Origin of the sequence: Paenibacillus phocaeensis, assembly GCF_900021165.1 — a bacterium.
Classification (GTDB): Bacteria; Bacillota; Bacilli; order Paenibacillales; family Paenibacillaceae; genus Fontibacillus; species Fontibacillus phocaensis.
Map to the genome: position 1 here is coordinate 74,627 of NZ_FCOQ01000017.1, position 23,325 is coordinate 97,951.

A 23,325-nucleotide genomic window follows, 5' to 3' on the forward strand; every position below is an offset into this window, starting at 1 on the left:
GCCCTCTCCGTTTTTTTTAATTCTGACGTTGAGCTGACCCAAAACTTGTTGAGATTTTGTCGAGTTTTGTATGATAGATTGTTATTTGCTTTTCATTAAAATTGTTGTATTCAAAATTTTAAAATAGAAATTGAAATAGATGGGAGAGAAAAGGAAAAGGATGAAAAAGATCAAGAAGCGGTTTAAATTGAAATGGATGCGAGGATGGTCGATCGCTTTGTCCTTCCTGCTTGTAGCAAGCCTGCTCCCGATGCCGGGTTTGTTCGAGTCCCAGAGAGCTTACGCGGCTCCGGGGACCGTTACGGAGGCCGTGTATCCCGGTGGGGTAAAAGGGGTGGCGTTATGGCTGAAAGCCAGCGATAACGTGGAAGTGGCAAGCTCAAGTGTGACGTCGTGGACGGACGTTAATGGCATCCGATTTACCATTGATACGGTTAGCAATGGGGTGACACTGGATGACAGCCTGGCGAATTTTAACCCGACATTAAAGTTCGGGGGAAACGGCAGGATGGATGGTGGAGCCGACTCCAACATGAGTGTGCGTGAAATCTTTACCATTGCTAAATTTAATAATAATCAACAGGGTACGATTTTCTCGGTAAAAAACACAATCAGTAACCTTCAGGGGTTCTTTAGAAATCACGACAACGGTCCGCTGGTTCAATTCCCGGATACGGCGAATAATGTAGGGACTGCTCGTGAAATCTACTCGCCCGATCTGAGGGAGAACGATGGGATGAAACTGCTCTCCGCATCTGCGGGCGAAGCTACCGCTTGGGAAAACGGAGTAGCGGGAGATTCAAAAACGCCTTTAGTAGATGTAGGTTCGTATGAATTGAAATTAGGTGCAACCGACCGAAACACGCTTTTCTTAAACGGTCATTTTCCTGAATTGATTGTGTTCGATGAACAGAAGGAGTTAACTCCATACGACCGGGATCGGATCAACAGTTACCTCGCTTTAAAATACGGGGTGACGTTAAAATCGGGTACTAAAGCGAATAGCAGCACGGCTAATTATGTGGACAGCAACGGAACCCCGTTCTGGACAGCAGCTGGGGACAATGCAGCCTACGGCTATCGGATCACAGGCCTCGGCCGTGACGATGCCAGCGGCCTGGCCCAGAAACAATCAAAATCCGTGGATGTAAACGCCAATGTGACGATTGCGATGGGGGACACGATTCAGCCGACAAACTTGGATAATAAGACCTCATTCGGCAATAACACCTCCTTCTTTGTGTTCGGCGATAATAACGGCTCGACGGATTTTACCAATCCCGTTTCGGCGGCAGGGGCGCCAGCCGATTTAACCCGCATGTCGCGTGAGTATAAAGTGGAAAAAACGAACTGGGCCGATGCCGATGTTACTTTTGCCTTGGATAATGTGGAACCGGATAACTATTACTATCTCCTGATTAATGGTCGATTTGATCCGGCTCTTCTCGTAAGTTCTGAAGGAAAGGTGACCCTCAGCAGTGCGAAATTGAATAACGGGGACACCTTTACGTTTGCCCGCACCGCGGAAGCGCCGATGCAAAAGGCGGCTCCGGGCGGCGTGAGCGACGGGCTGATTTCATGGGTCGATGTCGAAGATAGCATGAATTCGTCAGACGGAACGAAGATTGAATCCTTGACGGACCTGGTCGATTTAGATCCGGATGTTGAGGGCGACAATGTTTGGACGTCTTCGGATAAGGCGACCCCTAATACGTTTATCCCTAACGCAATTAACTTCAACGGCGGATTATTTATTACAAGTGGCAGAGGTTATTATATAAGAACTCATTTTAATACATCGGATACGGCACGCGAGGTTTTTTCAATTCAAGGTCCGGCGGAAGGCCTTCCTATGGATAAGTTCCCATGGCACTTCGGGGGGGACGGTGCCAGCGACACGTTCAGACCGAATTTAATTCAATCTTCGTTGGGCAATACCTCGAGTGAAAGTGCACTATCCGTCAATAATTCTAACGGTAGTATATATTCATTGGGGGAAGCCGACATCCTCAACGTATTGAGGACAAAGGATATTTTCGCTATTTCCTTGAACGCGCAGAAACTGGCGGAAAAGGTACCGGCCGAAAATGCGAATTATAATCCGGGAAAGGGCGGGGGCTCAACAGCCGGGGGCTATTACTTCGGTGCGGGACATAATCGGCGGTTCGACGGAATGTTGTCCGAAACGCTGCTCTATAACAAAAGCTTGGAGACCTATGAGAGAAACAAAGTATACAGCTATTTGGCTCTAAAATACGGAATTACCCTAACGGGGAATTATGTGGCCAGCGATTGGAACGGGACGAAAGGCACAACCTTCTGGAACGCAGTCGACAACGCCGGTTACAACAACCGGATTGCCGGGATCGGTTATGATCCCTTGGGGGCGCAGACTCAAAAGCAATCGAAATCGCAAGGCAATGGCGCGAATGTGACGATTGCGCTGGGTGATTCTGTTGCGGAGACGAATGCGGCCAATCAGACCCTTTTTCATAACGAGAAATCCTTCTTTGTGTTCGGGGATAACGGAAAAGAAGTGAGCTTTGAACAGGGGTATAAGCTCGCGAACGCGGAGTCCGTAGCGATCAGAACGCTGGAACGCGTGTATAAGGTTCAGAAAACGAACTGGGATAATGCGGATCGGATTACGCTTCAGGTCGATAAGATCGATCAAGAAAAAGGTTATCCCGGATATTTGATTGTCAGCAACAGCCAGACCTTTGACTCCGGCGTCACTTACTTCGAGGTGGATCCGACCGACGGGTTGGTAACCCTCAGCGGTTCGGATATCGGGAACGGATATTATTTCACCTTCGGCTCGGCTTATCCGTTACCGGATAGCGCGAAGCTGGAACTGGCTGAATCGAATGCCGTGACCGGTGAATTGCAACTAACCTTTGACCGTGCCGTTGCTTTGGACAACCTGAATGGTTTCGAGATCAAAGTCGGCGATAAGACGCTCGTATTGACCGGTCTTACTTACAAGGTGGATGAGAACGACAAGACCAAGCTGATCATTGCATTGCCGGAAGAGGAGCTTGCATCGGGGAAGGCGATAACGATTGGTTATGATGGAACGGGCACGCTTCGAGACCTGGCCAGCGGCGTTTCCGCCGAGGCTTTTAAGGAGACCTTAAATGCCGTCAATAAAGCGGCGCTGAAGCAGAAGATTGCCGAAGCTCTGGACATTTCGGATGAGGGTTATCTGGAGGCTGCCTGGAGAACCTTTGAGGCTGCCTTGGATGCCGCTGAATCGGTATTGGCCGATGACGGTGCCAACCAAAGCGATGTGGATACCGTTCTAGAAAGTCTGCAAGCCTCGATCGATGGGCTTGAGAAATATCCGCCGGTAGCCGTCGAAGGAGACTTTGTTGAAGGCACGAACACCATTACGATTACCTTCGATAAAGCGGTGGATTTCGATCTTGGCGGTGGCGGTGTCACGGACGGATTTACGGTGAAAGTCGGGGGAACGGAAGTCACGGTTATTGATGCAGCCGTGGATCGTACTGACCCGACGAAGCTGATCCTGACATTGGAAGACACGGAACTATCGGTTGAGCAAGCTGTGCAAGTGTCGTACGATGCGACTGCGGGTCGCCTGGTTGGCGCGGGTGAGGGCGGAGCGAAAGTCGGCGACTTTGAATTGGATGCGGAAGACCCGTTTGCCTCCGGGCTGCGGATTCTCAAACCCGGCGGAGATACGTCCGACAAGACGCCTGCCATTCAGGGGAATGTTCCTGCAACCGCCGATTCACTGACGGTGATTTTAAAGGACGATCAAGGAAGTCCCGTTGATATTGACGGAGAACTCAACTGGAGTACAGGCGGCACCACCTGGTCGTATGAGTTAAGAAAAGAGCTGCCTCCGGGCACGTATACGGTTGAAGTCACGGCCAAGGAAGGCAGCCGGACGGTTACGAAGGCGAGAACCTTCACGATCACGGCAACGGTCGATAAAACCGCACTGCAAGCGGAAGTCGATCGGTCCGGGGAGCTGAATGCGGTGGATTATACGCCGGAAAGCTGGAATCTGTATCAATTGAAATTGGGGAATGCGCTGACGGTACTGAAGAAATCGGATGCCACACAAGGGGAAGTGGACGATGCGCGGAGAGAACTGGCTGAGGCTCGAGATATGCTGGTTCCGGTCGGCGATGATCCGCTCGTCACTGAAGTGGCTTTGGACGAGACGAATCGCGCTCGGGTGATTGTCAAGTTCGACCAGTCGGTGAAGTTGACGTCCGATCAACTTCGCGGCTTCGGCCTAAGCGGCGCTCGTGATCCGATTACGGTTACACAGGATGTCTACGAGCTGAGTGCAGACGGAACGCAGTTGACCCTGTACCTGAACCGCGAAGTCAAACCGGGGGAAGAAATTACATTGACGTACGATGAGGCCCTTGGCAACCTCGTTGCCGCGGAAACGGACAGGAAGCTTCCGTCGTTCAGCCGGACGATCGCATTGGAATCTCGGGGACTCCAATCCTTGGTGCCTTCCGCGGGGACACTGACTCCGGTATTTAACCCGCAGTTAACGGAAGGGTACCGCATCTCGGTAAGCAACGGGACGGCGAGCATCCGGTTGACACCAACCTCGGTGGATCCGAATGCGACGATTACGATTCGCGTCAACGGCGGAGAACCGATTCCGGTGCCAAGCGGCTCGGCCAGCGGGGACTTGCCGTTGGCGGTAGGCGCTAACGGGGTGGAGGTTGTCGTGACGGATTCGAACGGCCAGATCACGACATACCGTATGACCGTCACCCGGGCAGACGCAAGCAACGGCGGCTCCGGGGGCAACAGCGGCAACAGCGGCTCAGGCAGTTCCGACACCCCGACTGCCCCGTCTGGACCGGTAACCACGACGATCGAAGTCGATGTGGTCATCGGCGGCGATGAGGAAGCTGACATTACGAAGGTTCCTATTGAACGAACCAAGAATCGGGATGGAAGCCTCTCTGATAGAGTGATCTTTACCAAGGACAAGGCGCAGGAAACGGTGGATAAAGCGCTGAAATCCGGCAAAGATCTTGCGCGGATTCTCATTCCGGATGAAGCGGATGAAGTGAGCCAAGTGAATCTTGAGATTCCGGCGGAAACGGTGAACTTGCTGGAAGGCAATGGCATCGCACTGGAGATCTACAATCCGAATGTCTTTATTCAAGTGCCGGCCGATTCGTTGGACGGCTTGAATCAAAGTTTCTATTTCCGGCTCGTTCCGGTGAAGGATAAGAACGAACGGGAAGAGATCGAACTTCGTGCGAAAACCGAAGAAGTCGTTCGTAAATGGGCGGCCGACGACAACATCAAAGTTGTGGCCAGACCGATGACGATTGAGACGAATTTGCCAAGCCGACCGGTGACGTTGACATTGCCGCTGCGCGGAGTGACACTTCCGGATAAGGCGAGCGAACGCGCTGCGTTCCTGGCACAATTAGGGATCTTCATCGAACATACGAACGGCGAAAAAGAAGTGGTACCCGGCAAGCCGGTGATTATGCCGGACGGACAATTGGGTCTGCAGTTCTCCATCGAGCATTTCAGCACGTTTACGATCATCGACTTCAACCGGCAAGTATCGGCCGGTCAGCATGCGCCGTATGTTCTAGGTTTCCCGGACGGGCAATTCAAACCGCTGGAGAAGGTGACCCGCGCGCAACTGGCGGCGATGATTGCGCGCAATCTGGGATATGTGGAAGGAACATGGAGCGGGAACGCACCGTTTAAGGATGTACCGGCGGAATCCTGGTCGTCAGGCGTGATTGCATTCGTCCAGGAACAGGGGATTATGCAAGGCATGCCGGACGGCAGCTTCAAGCCGAACCAAGCCGTGACCCGCGCGGAAATCGCGACGGTGATGGCCAACTACCGCAAGTTGGTTGCTGCACAAGGCGGAGCAGACGGGTTTACCGATATCGCGGCGCATTGGGCGCAAGGGAACATTAACGCGGCTTATGCCGCCGGGCTGCTGGAAGGATTCGGGGACGGCAGCTTTAAGCCGAACGCCGCAGCTTCGCGCGCGGAAGCGGTAGCGATGATGAACCGAATGTTTGAACGCGGCCCGCTGTACGGTGTGGACAAGCCTTCGTTCCCGGACGTACCCGAAAGTCACTGGGCATTCCGGCATATCGAAGAAGCCGCGACCAACCATAGCTATATCATCGACGAAGAGCAGCAGGAAGTCATCGCGGGATCCTAAATGGCCCAAGATCATTTCGAATGAGACAAAGCACTGACCATCAGCGGTCAGTGCTTTGCCGTATCTATTCTTTGTTGCCTTTCGGAACATAGATCAGCTGTCGTCTATTGCCGATACTTGTCAAGATTTTGTCGAGTATTATGTGTTAAACTATAAAGTAATATTTATCATTGCGGATTCATTCTTTCTGAAGCCGAGACAGTATGGATTGCCTGCTGCCTCGGCTTTTTAAATCAAATGGCCGCATGGTATATGAAATGATGAGGGATGAGGGGAACGTTTGGAAGATTCCAGATTGGCATCAAGGCAGCTCATCGGGCGAAAAGTAAATAAGGATATCTTTAGCGAAGCCGGAACTTTATTGCTGTCCGCGTCGACTGTGATCTCGCAGGAGCATCTGGTGATGCTGGAAAATCGGGGCATTTCTCTGACGGAAGCGGATCTCGCTGTCGAAGGGTTTATCCCGGAACTCCCGCCTTCTCCCCAGGCCAAAATCGTCGAGGATGCGGTGGAATATGTCACCGAGGTATTTCGTGAAGTGCGGGAAACGCGCAAGGTATCGATGATAGAGATTCGAAAGCATGTCATCCCCGCGATTCACGAGGTGACGCAAGCTACGCAGCTGATTCATTTGTTTGCTGCCCTGCAGGCGAGGGATGATTACACCTACCGCCACAATATCGCGGTCGGGACCATGGCCAATCTGCTGGGAGGCTGGATGGGGCTTGATCGACGGGAACTGCTGCAATTGACGGCGGCGGCATTCCTGCACGACATCGGCAAGACGATGATTCCCGACGAGATCTTAAATAAACCGGGAGCTTTGACGACGGAAGAATTCGCGGTGATGAAAAAGCACGCAGTCTTCGGATACGAAATCCTGAAGGAAACGGCGGGCGTCTCTCCCCNCGACGGGAACTGCTGCAATTGACGGCGGCGGCATTCCTGCACGACATCGGCAAGACGATGATTCCCGACGAGATCTTAAATAAACCGGGAGCTTTGACGACGGAAGAATTCGCGGTGATGAAAAAGCACGCAGTCTTCGGATACGAAATCCTGAAGGAAACGGCGGGCGTCTCTCACCGGCAAGCTCTGGTCGCGCTGCAGCACCATGAACGCATGGACGGAAGCGGTTACCCGTTTGGCCTTACCGGGGACAAGATCGACAGCTTCAGTCGGATCGTAGCGGTGGTGGATATTTTTCACGCGATGACGTCCAAGCGGGTCTACCGGGATCCGGCGCCTTTCAATGAGGTGTTGGAGCAGATGGAAAAAGACAAGTTCGGGCCCTTGGACCCCGCGATTACGAGGTTGTTCGTGGAGAAAATGATGCATTCGCTCGTCGGCAGCCCCGTGGTGCTTACGGATGAGCGAAGAGGTGTCGTCGTCATGCTGAACCCTCACGATCTGACGCATCCGTTGATCCGGACGGAAGACGGTTACGTCGATTTGAGCAAAGATTTGTCGGTACATATTAAGCAAATTTATTAGGTGAAATTCCGTATTTTAGGAATTGACAGCCCCCGAAACGCCGTGTTACCATGTGCGAGTACTTTACGATTGTGAAGGAGGTTAGCTTATCTATGCATTCCATTCGCTGGAGATAAGAACGGCAATAAAAAAGCGGATTTTTTCCATATTTTTATGGGCTTTTTTGTCGTGCTTATTTTAATGAATGGGATCGGACATGGATAAGTTAAATGGATGGTGTACGTTTAATTAGGCTATCCCTTTCTTCTTCTGTGCCTTTTCATTGGTATGCAGACCTAAAGCCCGTCATGTGGACTTAAGGCCTGCATTTTTTATTGCCTAAAAAACGATAAAAAACCAATAAAAAATGCAGAGGAGATTGAGATATGAATCCACAACATGCAAACTGGAAACGCAGTTTCTTCACGATTTGGGCAGGTCAAGCCGCGTCTATCCTCACAAGCGCTATTCTTCAGATGGCGATCGTCTGGTATTTAACCGAAAAAACAGGGTCGGCCATGGTGTTATCGATGGCTACGCTGGTCGGATTTTTGCCGCAAGCGGTCGGCGGACCGTTGATCGGGGTTTGGGTGGACCGCTTAAACCGGAAAACCGTCATGATTCTAGCCGACCTGGTCGTTGCTTTGGCGGCTGCGTCGTTAGCACTGGTGGCTTTCTTCGGAGAGCTGCCTGTTTGGGTCGTGATGCTCGTCCTTTTTATCCGCAGTATCGGCACGGCCTTTCATTCCACCGCGCTGAACGCAACGACGCCTTTGTTGGTGCCGGCGGAGTTCTTGGCCAAATCCGCGGGGTACAGTCAGTCGGTGCAGTCGATCAGTTATATTGTCAGTCCGGCCGCGGCCGCACTGCTGTACTCCATCTGGGATCTGAACGCCATTATTGCCATTGACGTTGCGGGAGCGCTGATCGCTTGCTTCATGGTGGCTATCGTGGCCATTCCGAAACCGGCCGTCGCCGAGGGCGGGAGTATGGCGCGAAGCGGCTTCATGGAGGAATTCAAGGCCGGATATCAAGCGCTGAAGCAGCATAAAGGTTTAGTGGCGCTGCTCTGGATCGGAGGGTTGTTCATTTTTGCGTTCATGCCTATTAATGCGTTGTTTCCTCTGATGACGATGGGATATTTCGGAGGAACGATGAAGCATGCCTCCGCGGCGGAAATGATTTTTGCCGTCGGTATGCTGGGCGGGGGGCTGCTGCTGGGTAAATGGGGCGGCTTCAGGAACCGGACCATGACGATCATCGCCTCCCTTTCGCTCATGGGTTTGGCGTTAATTCTGGCGGGAGTTTTGCCGGCAGGCGGATTTGCCGCTTTCCTGATTTGTTGCGCCATGATGGGTTTTTCCGGGCCGTTCTATAACGGGGTGCAGATCTCGTTGTTTCAGGAGAAAATCGAACCGGAATACTTGGGAAGAGTATTCGGCTTGTATGGAAGTGTAATGGCTTTGGCCATGCCGCTCGGTTTGGTGATTTCGGGGCTTTTTGCCGACCAGATCGGGGTCAACCGATGGTTCCTGCTCTCGGGCCTGATGGTTGCCGGTATTGCCGCGTTGTGCCTGCTCGTTCCGGCCGTTAGGCAACTGGATCGGCAACAACAGAGACTTATAGATGGCTTGCAAGAAAAATAGTCGGCCAGGGGTTGGAATGTACTGACCCCTAATGCGGGACAAATGAAAAACACCTTCAAGGGAATGCAACCATGTCACAGGATATGGAGACCCTCTTGGAGGTGTTTTTGCGTGGTAGCAAGCGTAAGCTTTAGGGACTGTTCTTGGCGTATTCATCACTTTTTGTAGCATCAATCTAAAGTTTGTTGACTATAGTATCAAGTTTATGGTCTGGATGAAAGCGCTCTATTTCCAATAAAATGAGGGTATCCAGAGCAATACACGCGAGAAAGAAAGAGGTGACGGGGCATGAACTCAAAGGATTCTAGAAAGCGCTTACGAACACGTTGGCGCAAGCAAGACACAGAGCTAACGTTGTTGGCCTTGCCAACGACCCTGTGGTATATCCTGTTCAGTTTCCTGCCGATGTTCGGGATCATTATCGCCTTTAAGAATTTCAAAATCACCGGTGGTTTTCTGAGCAATGTCTTTAAGAGCCCCTGGGCCGGCGTCAAAAATTTTGAGTTCTTATTCAAGTCCAACGATGCCTGGATCATTATTCGAAATACCATCGGGTACAATCTTATCTTTATCGTCCTTGGGATTGTGATTCCGGTAGCGTTAGCGTTACTGATCGGCATGCTGCACAACCGCCGGGCCGGGAAAGCTTATCAAACGATGATGTTCCTGCCTTATTTTCTCTCCTGGGTGGTCGTCTCCGCAGTGGGTTGGGCGTTCCTAAGCTTCGATAAGGGGATTCTCAATCAAATGCTGGTGAATTGGGGACATGACCCGGTGAACTGGTATATGGAACCGAAATATTGGCCTTACTTCTTGGTCTTCATGAATGTGTGGAAGGGGCTCGGGTACGGGATGGTGGTTTATTTAGCGACCATTGCCGGGATCGATAAAACCTACTATGAAGCGGCCGTGATCGACGGCGCCACGCTCTGGCAGCAAACGCGGTTTATCACGCTGCCTTTAATGAAGCTTGTGATCGTCATGATGTTCATCCTGGCGGTGGGCCGCATCTTCTATACGGACTTCGGCTTGTTTTTCCAGGTGCCGCGGGATTCCAACTCCCTGTTTAATGTGGCTACGACGATTGATGTATTGGTCTACAAACAGCTCAAAACGGCAACGGTCGGCATGGCTTCGGCAGCGGCTTTCGTGCAATCGGTTCTCGGCTGCTTGATGATTCTGGGGGCGAACTGGACGGTCCGCAAAATCGACCCGGATAGCGCGATGATTTAAGGAGGTGCGTTTATGGCAACAAGAACGGTTTACGAGAGCGGTCTGGATCGCTTCAATCGTCCCAGCAAAGGGGTGAATCTGCTCCTCCATCTCCTCTTCTCCTTCCTTGCGGTGATTTGTGTCGTACCTATGTTGGTGGTCTTGTCCATCTCGCTGTCCAGTGAAGATTCGATCCGGGAAAATGGTTATCACCTCATCCCAACGGTGTTCTCGGGGGATGCCTACGGCTATATTGCGAAGCAGGGAACGATGATCCTGCAGGCCTTGGGGATCTCCGTCTTAGTCACGATCATCGGGACGGTGCTGGGGATTCTGCTCACCACCTCAATGGGGTACGTGCTCTCCCGCCCGAATTATAAATTGAAGGGGTTCCTGACTTGGGTCGTATTTATTCCGATGGTGTTCAACGGCGGACTGGTGTCCAGCTATTATATCAACGCGAATCTGTTGGGACTGAAGGACACGGTTTGGTCGCTGATCCTGCCGCTTGCGGTCTCCTCGTTTAACGTCATCATCTGTAAGACGTTCTTCAAGAGCACGATTCCGGACGGGTTAATCGAATCCGCCGAAATCGATGGAGCCGGCCAACTGCGGATCTTCTTCTCGATCATTCTGCCGATCTCCTTGCCGGTGATCGCAACGATTGGTTTGTTCCTGTGCTTTGGTTACTGGAACGACTGGTTCCAATCGATGCTGTATATCAACAACCAGGACCTGTATTCGTTGCAAGCGCTGTTGAATAACTTGATGAGCAATGTGGATGCGCTGGCCAGGAACGCTTCCAGCCTGGGGATCAGTTACGCCGAGCTGGTTGCGACGATGCCTAAAGAGTCTGCCCGCATGGCGGTGGCCGTTGTAATTGTGTTGCCGGTCGCCTTTGCCTATCCGTTCTTCCAGCGGTATTTCATCTCCGGTCTGACGGTTGGCGCAGTCAAGGGATAATTTCGAAATAAACTGGGCTTGTCTCGGTTTATGGATATATTTAGAACACAAAAGGGAGGAAATATTTTATGAAAAGGTCTTTGAAGCTCATCTCTACCCTATGTATCATGATGCTTCTCATGTCCGTTCTTGCCGCCTGCGGTTCGAAATCCAATGCTCCGTCGGCGAACAACGCTTCAGACGCTTCGAACAACTCGTCGACAGACACCTCCACAACAACGAATTCGGGAGACATCCCAACCCTGGTCTGGTGGACGATCGGCGGGCAGATCCCGGATAACTTCGAGAAGGCTATCGAAGCCATGAATGAATATACGGCCGAGAAAATCGGCGTGAAGGTCGATATCAAGGTAGCCAGCTGGGGCGACTGGGATACGAAGATCAACACGATCGTCAACACGGGCGAACCTTTCGATATCCTGTTCACCAACGTCTCCAAATACAATCAACAGGTGACGATCGGGGCGCTTGCGGACATCACCGATCTCGTGCAATCCGAGACGCCGGAACTGTACAAGTTCATCCCGGAGAAGGTATGGGATGGGACGCGCATCGGCGGCAAGCTTTACTCCGTGCCAACCTATAAGGATTCCTCGCTGACTCAATACTGGGTCTTCGATCATAAGTATGTTGAGAAGTACGGCATCGACTTGAACAATATCAAGACTTTGAAGGATTTGGATAAACCGTTCCATGATATGAAAGCGGGAGAGGGCAAGAGCTTCTATCCCTTGCCGATGACGCAAGGCGACGGGTTTAACGGCTTCTTTAACCGATATGACGATCTTGCGCTGGGCTTCCCTCCGATTGGGGTGAAGGTGGATGATTCTTCCCGCAAGGTGGTTTCCGTTCTGGAGCAACCGGACGTGATGGACGAATTGAAGATTTTGCATCAATGGTATCAAGACGGCATTATCAATCCGGATGCTCCAACCAAGCCGGAAGCGGACAAAGGACGCCCGTTCTTCAGTGCCCAAGGCTTCCCGGGGGCGGATATCACTTGGCAAATCAACGAGGGTGTCGAGAAATACGATATGACGCAGGTTTACGGCCCGCTGTACACGACCGCAACGATTCAAGGTTCCCTCAACGGAATCTCGGCGAACTCCAAATATAAGAAGGAAGCGCTGAAATATCTGGAGCTGGTGAACACCGATCCGAAGCTGCGCAATATGCTGGCCTTTGGCGAAGAGGGCGTTGACTATGTGAAAGTAGACGGCGAGAAAGTCATCGAACGTACGTCCGATACTTGGCCGCTGGCGGGATATACGCAAGGAACGTTCTTCAATATGGCGACAACCAAGGGAGCTCCGGAAGATCAATGGCTGCAGGTTCAGAAGTTGAATGAACAAGCAAGCGCTTCGAGTCTACTCGGATTCTCACTCGACACGACCAATCTGACTACCGAAGTAGCGAACGTGAAAGCGACGTGGGATAAGTACCGTTATGAATTGCTGACAGGTGCATCCGATCCGGAGAAAATGGTGCCGAAAATCATCGAAGAACTGAAGAAGGCGGGAATGGATACGATCATGAAGGCTGCACAAGAGCAGATCGACGCCTTCTTTCAATAAGAAATAAGCGCGATGAACGGGCCCGGACGGAAGAATTATCTACCGTTCGGGCTTTAAATATGATGCTATAATGAGAGTGAATGATGGCAATGGAATCAGCGCCGCAGGATAAAGGCAAAGGAGGCGCGAAAATGGGTTCCTTTTGGCAGATTAAGATCTACCGCAGCAAATTCATTGCCTACACGGTATTTGTCGTGACCCTGGGTCTGGCGCTTGGTTTAATGACCTGCGCGGTTCTGATGTATCAGTGGATCGAGAGTGCGCGAAGCGAGGCGGTCAGCGCCTTCACTCGGGTCGAGAACGAGCTGCAATACGATACGGATCGAATCGAGGCATACATGCAGCGGATTTACTCTAATGATCGGCTGATGAAGGATGTGCGTTATTTTCTGGACAACACCGCAGAGGGTTATCTGACGAGCCGGCTTGAATACAGCTTATACAACGAACCGCTGGTCTCTTTCCCCGAGGATATGAGAGCCTTCCTGTACAGCTCGATGAAGGGGGATCTGACCCAAGTCAGCCTGCATACCGAGACGGACAGCAATATGGTTCGATTTAGTGACAGCGGCAATGCCAGCTATCGGTTTGGCGTGCCGAACACGGATGAAATTTTTCGCGAGAATATAGAGAAGGGCTTTGTGTATCGGAAGAAGTTGTCCGATCCGAATCAGATCTCCCGCCAGATTGGAGAATTCCGCTTCTTGATCGGCAGCGAACCGTTGTTCAGGAAAGTGCAAGGCTATAAGCTAGACATCGCCGCGGCCGTCAGCGCTTCCGGTGAGGTGTACATGATTTCCGGCATGGATCACGGGACGAAGGAGATGGTCCTGCGTGCAACGGAGGAGACCCGAGACAGCGGTTATTCCTCCTTGAAGGGGATGAGGAATGTCTTCTTCATGAACATGCACTCTACCAAGTTCGATTACCGGCTGGTCATTCTCGTGGATTTGTCCCATTTGATGCGCGAGAAGGCAGGCGTTCTGATCCCCCTGGTTTCGGTTGTTCTGCTGGCGATGATCAGCGTTCTGCTGCTCATTGTCTACAATATGCGGGATGACGCCCGATTCTTGAGGCACATTATCCATTCCATCAAACGCGTGAAAACCGCCGATTTCACCGCCAATTCTCCCGCCCGATATCGGCGCAACGAATACGGCATGATTGCCCGGGAATTGGATGATATGGTCCATGAGCTCGACAAGCACATCCGCACCGAATATCTGTTGAAGCTGAAACAGCAAGAGACCGAGATGAAAGCGCTTCAGCATCAGATCAATCCGCATTTTCTGTATAACACTTTGGAATCGATTCGCTCCACCGCCTTGCTGCACCGGGACGTGGATACCGCGGATGCCATCGCGACCTTAGGTTCGCTTTATCGCGATATCGTCCAGAAGGATAATATTATATCCATCGGTGAAGAGTTGGAGCTGCTGCAGAAGTTCCTGAGCATCATGGAGCTGAAATATCCAGGAAGGTTCTATTATCAAATCAATGTGGATGAGGCCCTGTTCACCCTGCTCACCGTCAAATTCTGGATGCAGCCTCTGGCCGAGAACTTCTTCGTGCATGGTTTTAATCCGGGCAGCGAATTTAATCTGCTTGTCGTGAACGGCTGGGAGGAGGACGGACGTTACATCCTGGAATTCGTGGATAACGGCAAAGGGATCCCCGAAGCAAGATTGGCGGAAGTGAGGCGCAACCTTTACTGCAAAGAGGATGCGCCTGTGCGGAGTATCGGGCTGCGCAATGTGTATACCCGGCTGCATTTTTTCTACGGGGAAGTTTTTGCGATGGACATTGAGAATAACGAAGAAGCCGGAGTCAAGATTACCGTGATGATCTCAAAGGGGTGATTTCAAGATGTACAAACTTCTGATCGTGGATGACGAACCGCAGATTCTGGAGGGCATGAAGCGAACCCTGGATTGGGCTGAATACGGATTTCACCGAATCGAGACCAGTGAAACGAGACAAGACGCCATCGCCAAGTCCGTGGAGATCATTCCGGATATCGCCATTTTTGATGTGTGCATCGGCCCGGACCTCGGCTATGAGATCATCCATCAGCTGAACGAGCTGCGTCTTCCGACCCAATATATTATTATGAGCGGCTACAGCGAATTCGAATATGCACAGGCGGCGATTCGCTGCGGGGTGAAGGACTATTTGCTGAAGCCCGTGGATCGAGCCAAACTGCAGAAGGTTATTGAGAAGATCATTGTGGAGGATCTGCAAGGGAGCTTGGAAGGGGTGCTCAGGAAAGACACGAATACGGATCCGATCCTGGGGCTCCCCTATGAGGAGCTGTCCAAGCTGACCAATCGCATCCTGCTGATGGTGAGGGCGGAATACGCGCAGAACCTCACGCTGAAGTCGGTCGCCGAACGGTTTCGCATGAATAGCACCTATTTAGGCCAACTGTTTCTCAAGGAAACCCGCATGAAATTTTCTGAATATTTAATGGCTTATCGGATGCTGAATGCGAAGGAGCGGATTCTCGCCACGAACGAGAAGATCTCCAATATCGCCCATTCGGTGGGCTACCAGAATCTGAATTATTTCTACACCCATTTTCAAGGCTATTTCGGCATGTCCCCTTCGGATCTTCGCAAAAAAGCGTAAGCTCTTCATGGCGGAAAGGAGGCGTTATGCAGCGTACCTCGGGGCTTATTCGCCTGATTCTATGCGTGGTCGCCGCCGGCTTGCTCTCCCTGCTCACCGCGGGCTGTTTCCTTTCAACGGGCAGAGAGGATACCGTTCCCCGTGGAGATCGGGTCAACCTGGTCTATTATACGATCGGGGAGCCGGATCCCGACCTGAAAAAGGTGAATGATCAAATAAATGAAGTGCTGGCGAGGAAGATTGGCGTCACGCTGACCTACATCAAGATCGGATGGCAGGAATACGAGAACCGTCTGAACACGATGGTATCGGCGGGGACGCCTTTCGACATCGCTTATGCCCCTGAATTCACCACCTATGTCAAGCGGGGGGCGTGGTTGCGGCTGGATGACGATCTGTCCAGCACGGGGAAGGAGATGTACGATGTCATCGATCCTGTCTTCTGGGAAGGCGTGCGGATGGACGATGGGGGGATTTATGGCGTGCCTACGAATAAGGAACTCGCGGTGCGCCAGCAGTGGATGTATCCGGAAGAACTGGTGAACAAGTATCACATTGACATGACGAAATACAATACCTTGGAATCGCTGGAGCCTTTGATGCGGATGGTGAAGCAGAACGAGCCCGATTATTTGCCGATGGAGTTGGACAAAGATTCTCACAACTTCTTCGCTTTGTACGGGTATGAGTATGTAATCGACAAGGAGCTTCCGTTAATGGTGCAATCTCTGAATCCGGATTCGGAGGTGGTAAGTATCTTTGAAACGCCGGAAGCCCGGCGGATTCTGGATACGCTTCGGGACTATTACCAGGCAGGTTATATTAATGAGGATGCGGCATTGCGGGAGAATCAGGAGCTTGAGAGAGGGAAGAAGGTGTTCTGGAAGGCTTCGAGCGGCGGTCCTCTCTCCGAGAGCAGTTGGAGCAAGGATCGCGGCTACAAGGTAGTGGCGCATCCGGTGACGACGGAGATCGTCACGACGGAAGACGTGCGGGGCGGCGTCATGGCGGTGAGTGCGGCTACGAAGTACCCGATTGAATGCATCAAGTTTCTGAATCTGCTAAATACTGATCCTGAGGTGCGGAACTTGTTTAATTATGGGATCGAGGGCGTGCATTACACTTTGGACGAGAACGATCAAGTGGTGCCGATTCCACCGAAGGATGCGGACGGGAACCCTGTAGCTGACGCTTCGTCCAACTATACCGGAGTGACGTTTACTCAAGGCAACTGGTTCATCTTAAAGACCCGGGGCGGCGAGAATCCCGAACCGTTGAATAAATGGGACGAATTCCGCGCCTCGAATGCGAGGGCTGTCAAATCCAGTACGTTTGGCTTTACGCCGGATCTCTCGATGATGCCGATCCAGATGCAGAACATCAAGATGGTATGGCAGAAATATTATCCGAGCCTCATGACAGGCAGCGTTGACGTGGACACGGAGCTGCCGAAGTTCAATGAGGAGCTGAAGCAGGCCGGCCTGGATGAGGTCCGGGCTGAGGTCCAGAAGCAGTTGGAGGATTGGCGCGCTTCAGGGAAGCGGTAACTTGAGTTAACGGCGGTGCAGGGGAACCCTGGTGACCTGATCTGGAACACGAGAAATATGAAAAGCACTGACCGTTTGGGGTCAGTGCTTTTTCGTTACTAGTTCTTCTTCCCCTTCGGGACTTGAACTGTGGTTTGGGCGGTCGTCTTGTTGCCGGCCTTGTCGGTAGCCTCGTAGGTTATCGTGTAGATTCTCCCTGTCCCTTTTCCTGAACGCTCGGCCCGAAGCAGGAACTCCGGATCAGCCGTTCCGTAATCCGCGCCTTGGATATCGTTTGCCGTATCGCCGTCGCCCAGCCCGTTATCGCTCTCATTGCTGGTGATGGAGACCAGCTTGATCGAATCGATGCCGGAACCCTCGTCGGTGGCTTGCCAGGTGACCTTGATCGGGACAAGCTTGTGATTCGGCGTCGAGAGCACGGAGGGGCTTGCGGTAAGCTTCAAGACGGGCGGCGTTGTATCGACAAGGCCTTTGCCCGTCAGCGTCAGCACGCCGTAGACGGAGGTGTCCTGATATCCGTTCCCGGTCGTGTCGTTCCAAGCCGCGACGCTTTGGCGAGCGCCGTCCTTGGCATCGTTGATCTGCGCATCGAAGCCGATTTTCACAAGGTTCGCCGGGGTAATCGACTTGAACGGAATCTTCATTTCGACCGTATAGTTCGTGCCGGTAACCCGGGCAGCCGATACGAATCCGTCGGCGAGCTTCTCCGGATTGAAGCTGGTCTCATTGTCGTAATTGACGCGGTATTGTCCATCATCGTCTTGGTAGAACGAGGTCTTGGCGTTGTTCTCATCCAGGAACACCTCGACCGAATCCTGCTCCCAGGGGTTTGGACTGTTCTTATCCAGCTGCGCATCGCTGACTTGGATCAGGACGTACAGGTTGTTCTCGTCCCAGAGGGCTTTGGCCGTGCCGGTTGCGCCCTGCCAAGCCGTCTGATAACGCTGGATCGGCATCGCCGGGGCTTTGCTCCAGACCGCATCCACGGTTCCATCTACCGTTGGTGTACCATAAGCCGCAGTGGACTGGTTCGCTTCCGATACATCCGGCTGATGCTCTTCGATGAACTTGGCGGGGTTGATCACGCCGTAATAAGCCGGCTTCGCCTGAAGGTTCTTGTCGAACAGCAGCGGGTTGGACGCGGATCGCCAGCTGGTGCCGTCATCCATTCCCCAGAAGGTGACGCGGGCGATGTGATCCGCATGGGCTTTGAAAATTTGCATCAGTTGCGCGTACAAGTACCCCTGCGCATTGGCCAGCTTTTCGGACAGCTGGTAGTTGCTGCCGGCTTGGATATCCAGCTCGGTGATGCTGACTTCCACGCCCAGGGAGATGAATTTCTCCAAAGACAACCGGACGTTCTCCGGGTTCGTGTTGACGTTATAGTGCGCCTGCATGCCAACGCCGTCAATCAGACGTTTGCCGGGATGGGTCAGCGCATACTTGTCGTTCAATGCTTTGACCATATTGTAGATGGCTTGGGCTTTGTTCTGGTTATCCTCGTTGTAATCGTTGTAGTACAGCTTGATATCCCATTCCGGGTGACGGTCGAGAACTTCCCGGGCTGCGAGGAACGCTTGCTCGACGTAGTCGGCACCGATCGCGGTCTTCCACGGGGCTTGCCGCAGGGAAGCTTGCCAATCCGCCGGATTCCCCGGGTTGTCGTTCATCGCTTCATTGACAACGTCCCAAGAAATAACCCGGTCCCCGAAATGCTCCATGACGGTTTGAATATGAGTCCGCAAGTTAGCCAAGGCTTCCTCCCGGCTCAATGGGACCGAGTTCCCTTGCGCATCGGTGGCGGTATTCATCCAGGCCGGGGACTGCTGATGCCATACCAAGACGTGGCCGTGCATTTGCATGCCCTCCGCCCGGACCTTATCGACCATGGCATCCGCCGCGGCAAAGGTGAAATTGCCTTTCGTCGGCTGCAGGCCGTCAGGTTTCATCGCGTTCCCTGCTGTGACGGCGTTGTGGTGCATGCGAAGCAGCTCCAGCCTCACGCCTTCCAGATCTTCCGCCGAGATCGCATTACCGATCAGGAAATCGTCTTGGTACGCCGTTTTGAGCGGGACCAGATCCTTCTGGATGGCGATCGGACCGGATCCGGTGCTTTCGAAGCGGATGTCGTCAATGTAAAAAGAGGCGGTCGCGTTATTCGAACTCTCCACGTAAATCGTCAGAAATTCGCCGCCTACGCTGTTATAACGGTAGGTTCCTTCAAACTGAACCCAGTTGTCCCCGGTGCTGACGGTTTTGGGGGAGAGGGCAACGTAATTCGCGCTGCTGCCTTCACCGATTTGCGTGGACAGCTGGAGTTGCGAGCTGGCCGGGTCGATCAGCTTCACCCAGGCAGAAATCTTGTATTCCGCCCCTTGGTCCACATACTTCTCCACCCGCAGCATTGGCCCGTGCCAGGTGTTGCTACGTCCTTCGACCTTCAGTGCATAGGAGCCGCCCGGCGTATGGTTGGCTTCGTTCGTCACGGTCAACGTTTCCGTCCCGGCTCGGCCTGTGAACCCGCCGGCTTGCTGATCCTCAAAGGTGATCGTGGAGAACGGCAAAGCCGGATCTCTTGGCGGCTGCTCGCCGCCGCCGGAGCCTTCTTTTTCCGTGATGCGAATGTCTCCAATGTAGTACGGAACCGCGGCACCTGCGGCGTTGGAGTTAATGCGCAGCGCCTTGTCCGCGCCTGTGTCCACGGTAAACTCCTTTGTCAGGGTTACGGCTTGGCCGGCGGTGTAGTCCGCTTCGGCGTAATTGCCGTAGCTGTCTACGGTTTGAAGGGCGGCCTTGGCGCCGGCAGGCACGCTTACAGCGGCGTCCACGTAGACGGTTACCTGGGCTGTATAGGTTTTGCCGTTAGTCAGGCCGATGTCGCTAAACCGGAAATCGGCCGCATCCCAGTTGTTCACCCGGTTGCTGACGTATAAAGCACCTCCGTCTTCGTTGCCGGCAAACGTCTTGCCGGTGACCGACGTCAGGGTCGCACCTCCGGACTGAATCGCCTTGCCTATTCCGTTTGCGAAGTCTTCATGATACACCGTGACCGTGCCATCCGGATCTGCGGTATTCGCCTGGATTACTGAGACTGGCGGCCATCCTGCAGGCAGCAGCAAGAGGGCGGCGATGAGCAGCATGAGGGCACGTTTCATCATTTGATTCATTCGATCACTCCCCTTTGTCCATGAATGTGATTGTAAAGCGCTTTCAATTCATTCGAAAGCTCCTCCTTTCCTGCCTCAAATGATATCATTCCGCCGGGAGGCCCGGCTTTCTCGAAATTAAAGATGTTGCCTTGGTTATTAAAGGAAGTTTAGGTTGTGTTGCGGGGAACCCCCGCTATCCCGGGGGTTCTGTAAATCAGGATCCGTGCTGAAGAAATGAGTATTGACAATCAAACAATTATCGATATACTTTTATTAAAAGCATTTAAAAAAGTATTATCTAAAATGAAGTTCAAAAGAAATGGATAGCGTACATGGAGAAACCGCAGAATTTGAACAGGCAGGGGGGAGAATATGGGAGATCCCATCAAACTGAGGGTATCTCAAATTGAAAAGTCGTTTCCCGGGGTCAAAGCGCTGAATAAGATCGACTTTTCCGTCAAGAAGGGGACGGTGCACGTCCTTTGCGGTGAGAACGGGGCAGGTAAATCCACGTTAATGAAGATTATTAACGGCGTTTACCAGCCGGATGCCGGTGAGATTTATCTCGACGGGAAGCTGGTGAAGATCGGCAATCCTCTGCAAGCGCGCCAACTGGGGATTTCAATGATTTTTCAGGAGTTGAATTATGTAGCGGAGATGTCCGTGGAGGAGAACTTGTTCCTGGGAAGACTGCCGGTCAACCGACTGGGGAAGGTCGACTGGAAAGAAGTGACCCGGCAAACGCTGCAATTGCTGGAAGCGGAACAGCTGCCGTACGATCCGAAGACGCCGCTTAAAGACTTGACGGTCTCGGACATTCAAATGCTGGAAATTATGAAAGCGGTATCAAATCAAGCGGAGCTTATTATTATGGATGAACCGACATCAGCGATCACACAGAAGGAGGTCGACCGGCTGTTTGCCAAGATTCGCGAGCTCAAAACCCGGGGCGTCAGCATCATCTACATCTCGCACAAGCTGGATGAGATTTTTCAGATTGCCGATGAGATCACCGTGTTTCGAGATGGTACCGTGGTGGACAGCAAGCCAAAGGAGGAGCTGGACATTGAAACCGTGATCAGCCTGATGGTCGGGCGCCAGCTCAAGGATACGTACCCGAAGGTAGAGGCGGCGATCGGAGAAGAGATCCTCCGTGTCGAAGGCTTATCCCGCGAAGGGGTCTTTCGCGATGTCAGCTTCTATGCGCGGAAGGGGGAAATTATTGGTTTCGCGGGGTTGATGGGAGCGGGCCGGACGGAGGTAATGCGATCCCTGTTTGGCCTGGATCCGCTGAGCTCCGGGACGATCCGGATGAAGGGTGAGAATGTGGCGAAACCCACTGTGCAGGGCAGTTTAGAGAAGGGGATGGTTATGCTTTCAGAGGATCGTCGGCGCTACGGGATTATCCCCGTGCGTTCTGTTCGGGAGAATACAACGCTGGCCGTATTAGGGCAGGTGTTCTACGGGTTCCGGCACCGCCCGAAGCGGGAGCAGGAGCTGGTCAAGGAAATGTTCAGCAAGATGAGGGTGAAGACCCCCTCTTTAGAATCGTCGATTGCTTCCCTCAGCGGCGGGAACCAGCAGAAGGTGCTGCTAAGCAAGTGGATGCTGCTCCAGCCGGATGTCCTTATACTGGACGAACCGACGCGGGGGATCGATGTCGGGGCGAAATATGAAATTTACAAGCTGATCGGCGAATTAGCCGAGCAGGGCAAAGCGATTCTCATGGTCTCCTCCGAGCTGCCGGAGTTGATCGGGATGTGCGACCGAATTTATGTGATGGCGCAAGGTCAGGTAACAGGGGAGATCGGCCGCGAGGATTTTTCCCAGGAAACCATTATGAGATACGCGACGGGAACGATGACCAGCGAGGTGAATTAGATGGAGGCCACTATTCATATCTGGCAGTTAGTCAAAAGGAAATACAGCATCTACCTGGTGCTGCTTGTACTGTTTCTGATTTGCACGTTTGCGAATCCGAATTTTCTCTCCGTAACGAACTTAACGAACGTCTCCACCCAGTTGGCGGTGACGACGATTCTTGCATTTGGAGCAACGATTCTGATTATCTGCGGCATGTTGGACCTGTCCGCCGGTTCAGTGCTGGCGCTGTCCGGGGTATTTGCAGTATCCGCTTATAAATCGACCGGGTCGATGTTCCTAGCGGTGTTCGTCGGCATTCTGACCGGCGTCGTCTGCAACGTGATCAACGCCGTGATGATCAGCACGTTCAAAGCACCGCCGTTCATCGCGACTTTGGCCATGATGGCTATGGCCCGCGGCGTGGCCCTTCACTACACCAAAGGCCAGAACATTCTCCAACTGGGAGACTTCGTTCTCCTTGGGCAAGGTAAGCTGCTGGGGATTCCGATCCCGGTGATTTTTCTGATCGCGATTGGGGTACTGACCTGGTATTTGCTCAGCCACACCCGGTTCGGCCGATCCGTCTACGCGGTAGGGGGCAATGAGGAGGCGGCGGTCGCCTCCGGGATCCATGTGCACAAAATCAAATACACCGCCTTTATCATTAACGGCATCTTCGTGGGCTTGGCCGGGGTATTGTTCATGGCAAGGGTCAACGCAGGATTGCCGAATGGTGCGGTCAACTATGAATTTACCGCTCTGACTGCCGCCATTATCGGAGGAACCAGCTTCTCGGGAGGCGTCGGTACGGCCGGGGGAACCCTGGTCGGGGCATTTATTGTAGGTTTCTTGGACAATATTATGAACCTTAGCGGCGTAAATTCCTACATGCAGCAAATTATTCGCGGAGCGATCATCGCCTTGGCCGTGATCTACGATATCCAGACGAAGAAACGGAAGACCCGAAGCCTGCTTGGCCGCGTCGAGGATAATCGCCAGGCGATCCGGCAGAAGAAGCAGAAGAATACCTCCGTTTAAGAAACAAGCCACCCAAATTCAGGATAAAGG

At 52.6% G+C, this 23,325-nt stretch carries 13 protein-coding genes; 12 read left to right on the top strand and 1 reads right to left on the bottom strand.

Features of this window, described 5'->3' with window-relative positions; translation table 11 throughout:
- Positions 1–160: 160 nt before the first annotated feature.
- The 10 genes from BN3795_RS10060 (at position 161) to BN3795_RS10105 (ending at position 17,245) form a co-directional block, all read left to right on the top strand.
- A complete protein-coding gene (locus BN3795_RS10060) occupies positions 161–6,202 on the top strand; it encodes an S-layer homology domain-containing protein (RefSeq protein ID WP_068784564.1) in 6,042 nt (2,013 codons plus the stop codon).
- Between the two features lie 562 nt (positions 6,203–6,764).
- Positions 6,765–7,133 carry an HD-GYP domain-containing protein gene (locus tag BN3795_RS26315; RefSeq protein ID WP_456319971.1) on the top strand — a complete coding sequence of 123 codons (369 nt, stop codon included), beginning with the start codon at positions 6,765–6,767 and terminating at the stop codon, positions 7,131–7,133.
- Positions 7,130–7,696: an HD-GYP domain-containing protein gene (locus BN3795_RS10070; protein ID WP_068784566.1), complete on the top strand. Its 567-nt coding sequence runs from the start codon at positions 7,130–7,132 to the stop codon at positions 7,694–7,696. The genes BN3795_RS26315 and BN3795_RS10070 overlap by 4 nt, the downstream gene beginning before the upstream one ends.
- A 365-nt stretch (positions 7,697–8,061) precedes the next feature.
- Entirely contained in the window at positions 8,062–9,321 is a 1,260-nt protein-coding gene (locus BN3795_RS10075; protein ID WP_068784567.1) for an MFS transporter, read from the top strand.
- Between the two features lie 288 nt (positions 9,322–9,609).
- Positions 9,610–10,554, top strand: coding sequence for an ABC transporter permease (locus BN3795_RS10080; RefSeq protein ID WP_068784568.1), 945 nt, complete (start codon positions 9,610–9,612; stop codon positions 10,552–10,554).
- 12 nt (positions 10,555–10,566) lie between these two features.
- Positions 10,567–11,496 (top strand): carbohydrate ABC transporter permease, encoded by a 930-nt coding sequence (locus BN3795_RS10085; RefSeq protein ID WP_068784569.1) that lies wholly within the window; start codon positions 10,567–10,569, stop codon positions 11,494–11,496.
- Positions 11,497–11,564: 68 nt separating this feature from the next.
- The gene (locus BN3795_RS10090; protein WP_068784570.1) at positions 11,565–13,070 is read left to right on the top strand and encodes an ABC transporter substrate-binding protein; all 1,506 of its coding nucleotides are present in this window, start codon (positions 11,565–11,567) and stop codon (positions 13,068–13,070) included.
- Positions 13,071–13,201: 131 nt separating this feature from the next.
- A complete protein-coding gene (locus BN3795_RS10095) occupies positions 13,202–14,929 on the top strand; it encodes a sensor histidine kinase (RefSeq protein ID WP_068784603.1) in 1,728 nt (575 codons plus the stop codon).
- Between the two features lie 7 nt (positions 14,930–14,936).
- Positions 14,937–15,698 (top strand): response regulator transcription factor, encoded by a 762-nt coding sequence (locus BN3795_RS10100; protein WP_068784571.1) that lies wholly within the window; start codon positions 14,937–14,939, stop codon positions 15,696–15,698.
- 26 nt (positions 15,699–15,724) lie between these two features.
- Complete coding sequence (locus tag BN3795_RS10105) at positions 15,725–17,245, top strand: ABC transporter substrate-binding protein (RefSeq protein WP_068784572.1); 1,521 nt, start codon at positions 15,725–15,727, stop codon at positions 17,243–17,245.
- 98 nt (positions 17,246–17,343) lie between these two features.
- Here BN3795_RS10105 and BN3795_RS10110 read toward each other — a convergent pair whose 3' ends face one another.
- Positions 17,344–20,412 carry an endo-1,4-beta-xylanase gene (locus BN3795_RS10110; RefSeq protein WP_068784573.1) on the bottom strand — a complete coding sequence of 1,023 codons (3,069 nt, stop codon included), beginning with the start codon at positions 20,410–20,412 and terminating at the stop codon, positions 17,344–17,346.
- Positions 20,413–20,766: 354 nt separating this feature from the next.
- On the opposite strand from BN3795_RS10110, the gene BN3795_RS10115 reads away from it, so the two are divergent.
- Both BN3795_RS10115 and BN3795_RS10120 read left to right on the top strand, forming a co-directional pair.
- Positions 20,767–22,275 carry a sugar ABC transporter ATP-binding protein gene (locus BN3795_RS10115; RefSeq protein WP_068784574.1) on the top strand — a complete coding sequence of 503 codons (1,509 nt, stop codon included), beginning with the start codon at positions 20,767–20,769 and terminating at the stop codon, positions 22,273–22,275.
- The gene (locus BN3795_RS10120; RefSeq protein ID WP_068784575.1) at positions 22,276–23,295 is read left to right on the top strand and encodes an ABC transporter permease; all 1,020 of its coding nucleotides are present in this window, start codon (positions 22,276–22,278) and stop codon (positions 23,293–23,295) included.
- The last annotated feature ends 30 nt before the right edge of the window (positions 23,296–23,325 follow it).

Coding starts and splice junctions, on each gene's coding strand:
- BN3795_RS10110 (WP_068784573.1), bottom strand. CDS start 20,412: ATGAATCAAATGATGAAACGTGCCCTCATGCTGCTCATCGCCGCCCTC.
- BN3795_RS10120 (WP_068784575.1), top strand. CDS start 22,276: ATGGAGGCCACTATTCATATCTGGCAGTTAGTCAAAAGGAAATACAGC.
- BN3795_RS10095 (WP_068784603.1), top strand. CDS start 13,202: ATGGGTTCCTTTTGGCAGATTAAGATCTACCGCAGCAAATTCATTGCC.
- BN3795_RS10115 (WP_068784574.1), top strand. CDS start 20,767: ATGGGAGATCCCATCAAACTGAGGGTATCTCAAATTGAAAAGTCGTTT.
- BN3795_RS10105 (WP_068784572.1), top strand. CDS start 15,725: ATGCAGCGTACCTCGGGGCTTATTCGCCTGATTCTATGCGTGGTCGCC.
- BN3795_RS10075 (WP_068784567.1), top strand. CDS start 8,062: ATGAATCCACAACATGCAAACTGGAAACGCAGTTTCTTCACGATTTGG.
- BN3795_RS10060 (WP_068784564.1), top strand. CDS start 161: ATGAAAAAGATCAAGAAGCGGTTTAAATTGAAATGGATGCGAGGATGG.
- BN3795_RS10100 (WP_068784571.1), top strand. CDS start 14,937: ATGTACAAACTTCTGATCGTGGATGACGAACCGCAGATTCTGGAGGGC.
- BN3795_RS10090 (WP_068784570.1), top strand. CDS start 11,565: ATGAAAAGGTCTTTGAAGCTCATCTCTACCCTATGTATCATGATGCTT.
- BN3795_RS10085 (WP_068784569.1), top strand. CDS start 10,567: ATGGCAACAAGAACGGTTTACGAGAGCGGTCTGGATCGCTTCAATCGT.
- BN3795_RS10080 (WP_068784568.1), top strand. CDS start 9,610: ATGAACTCAAAGGATTCTAGAAAGCGCTTACGAACACGTTGGCGCAAG.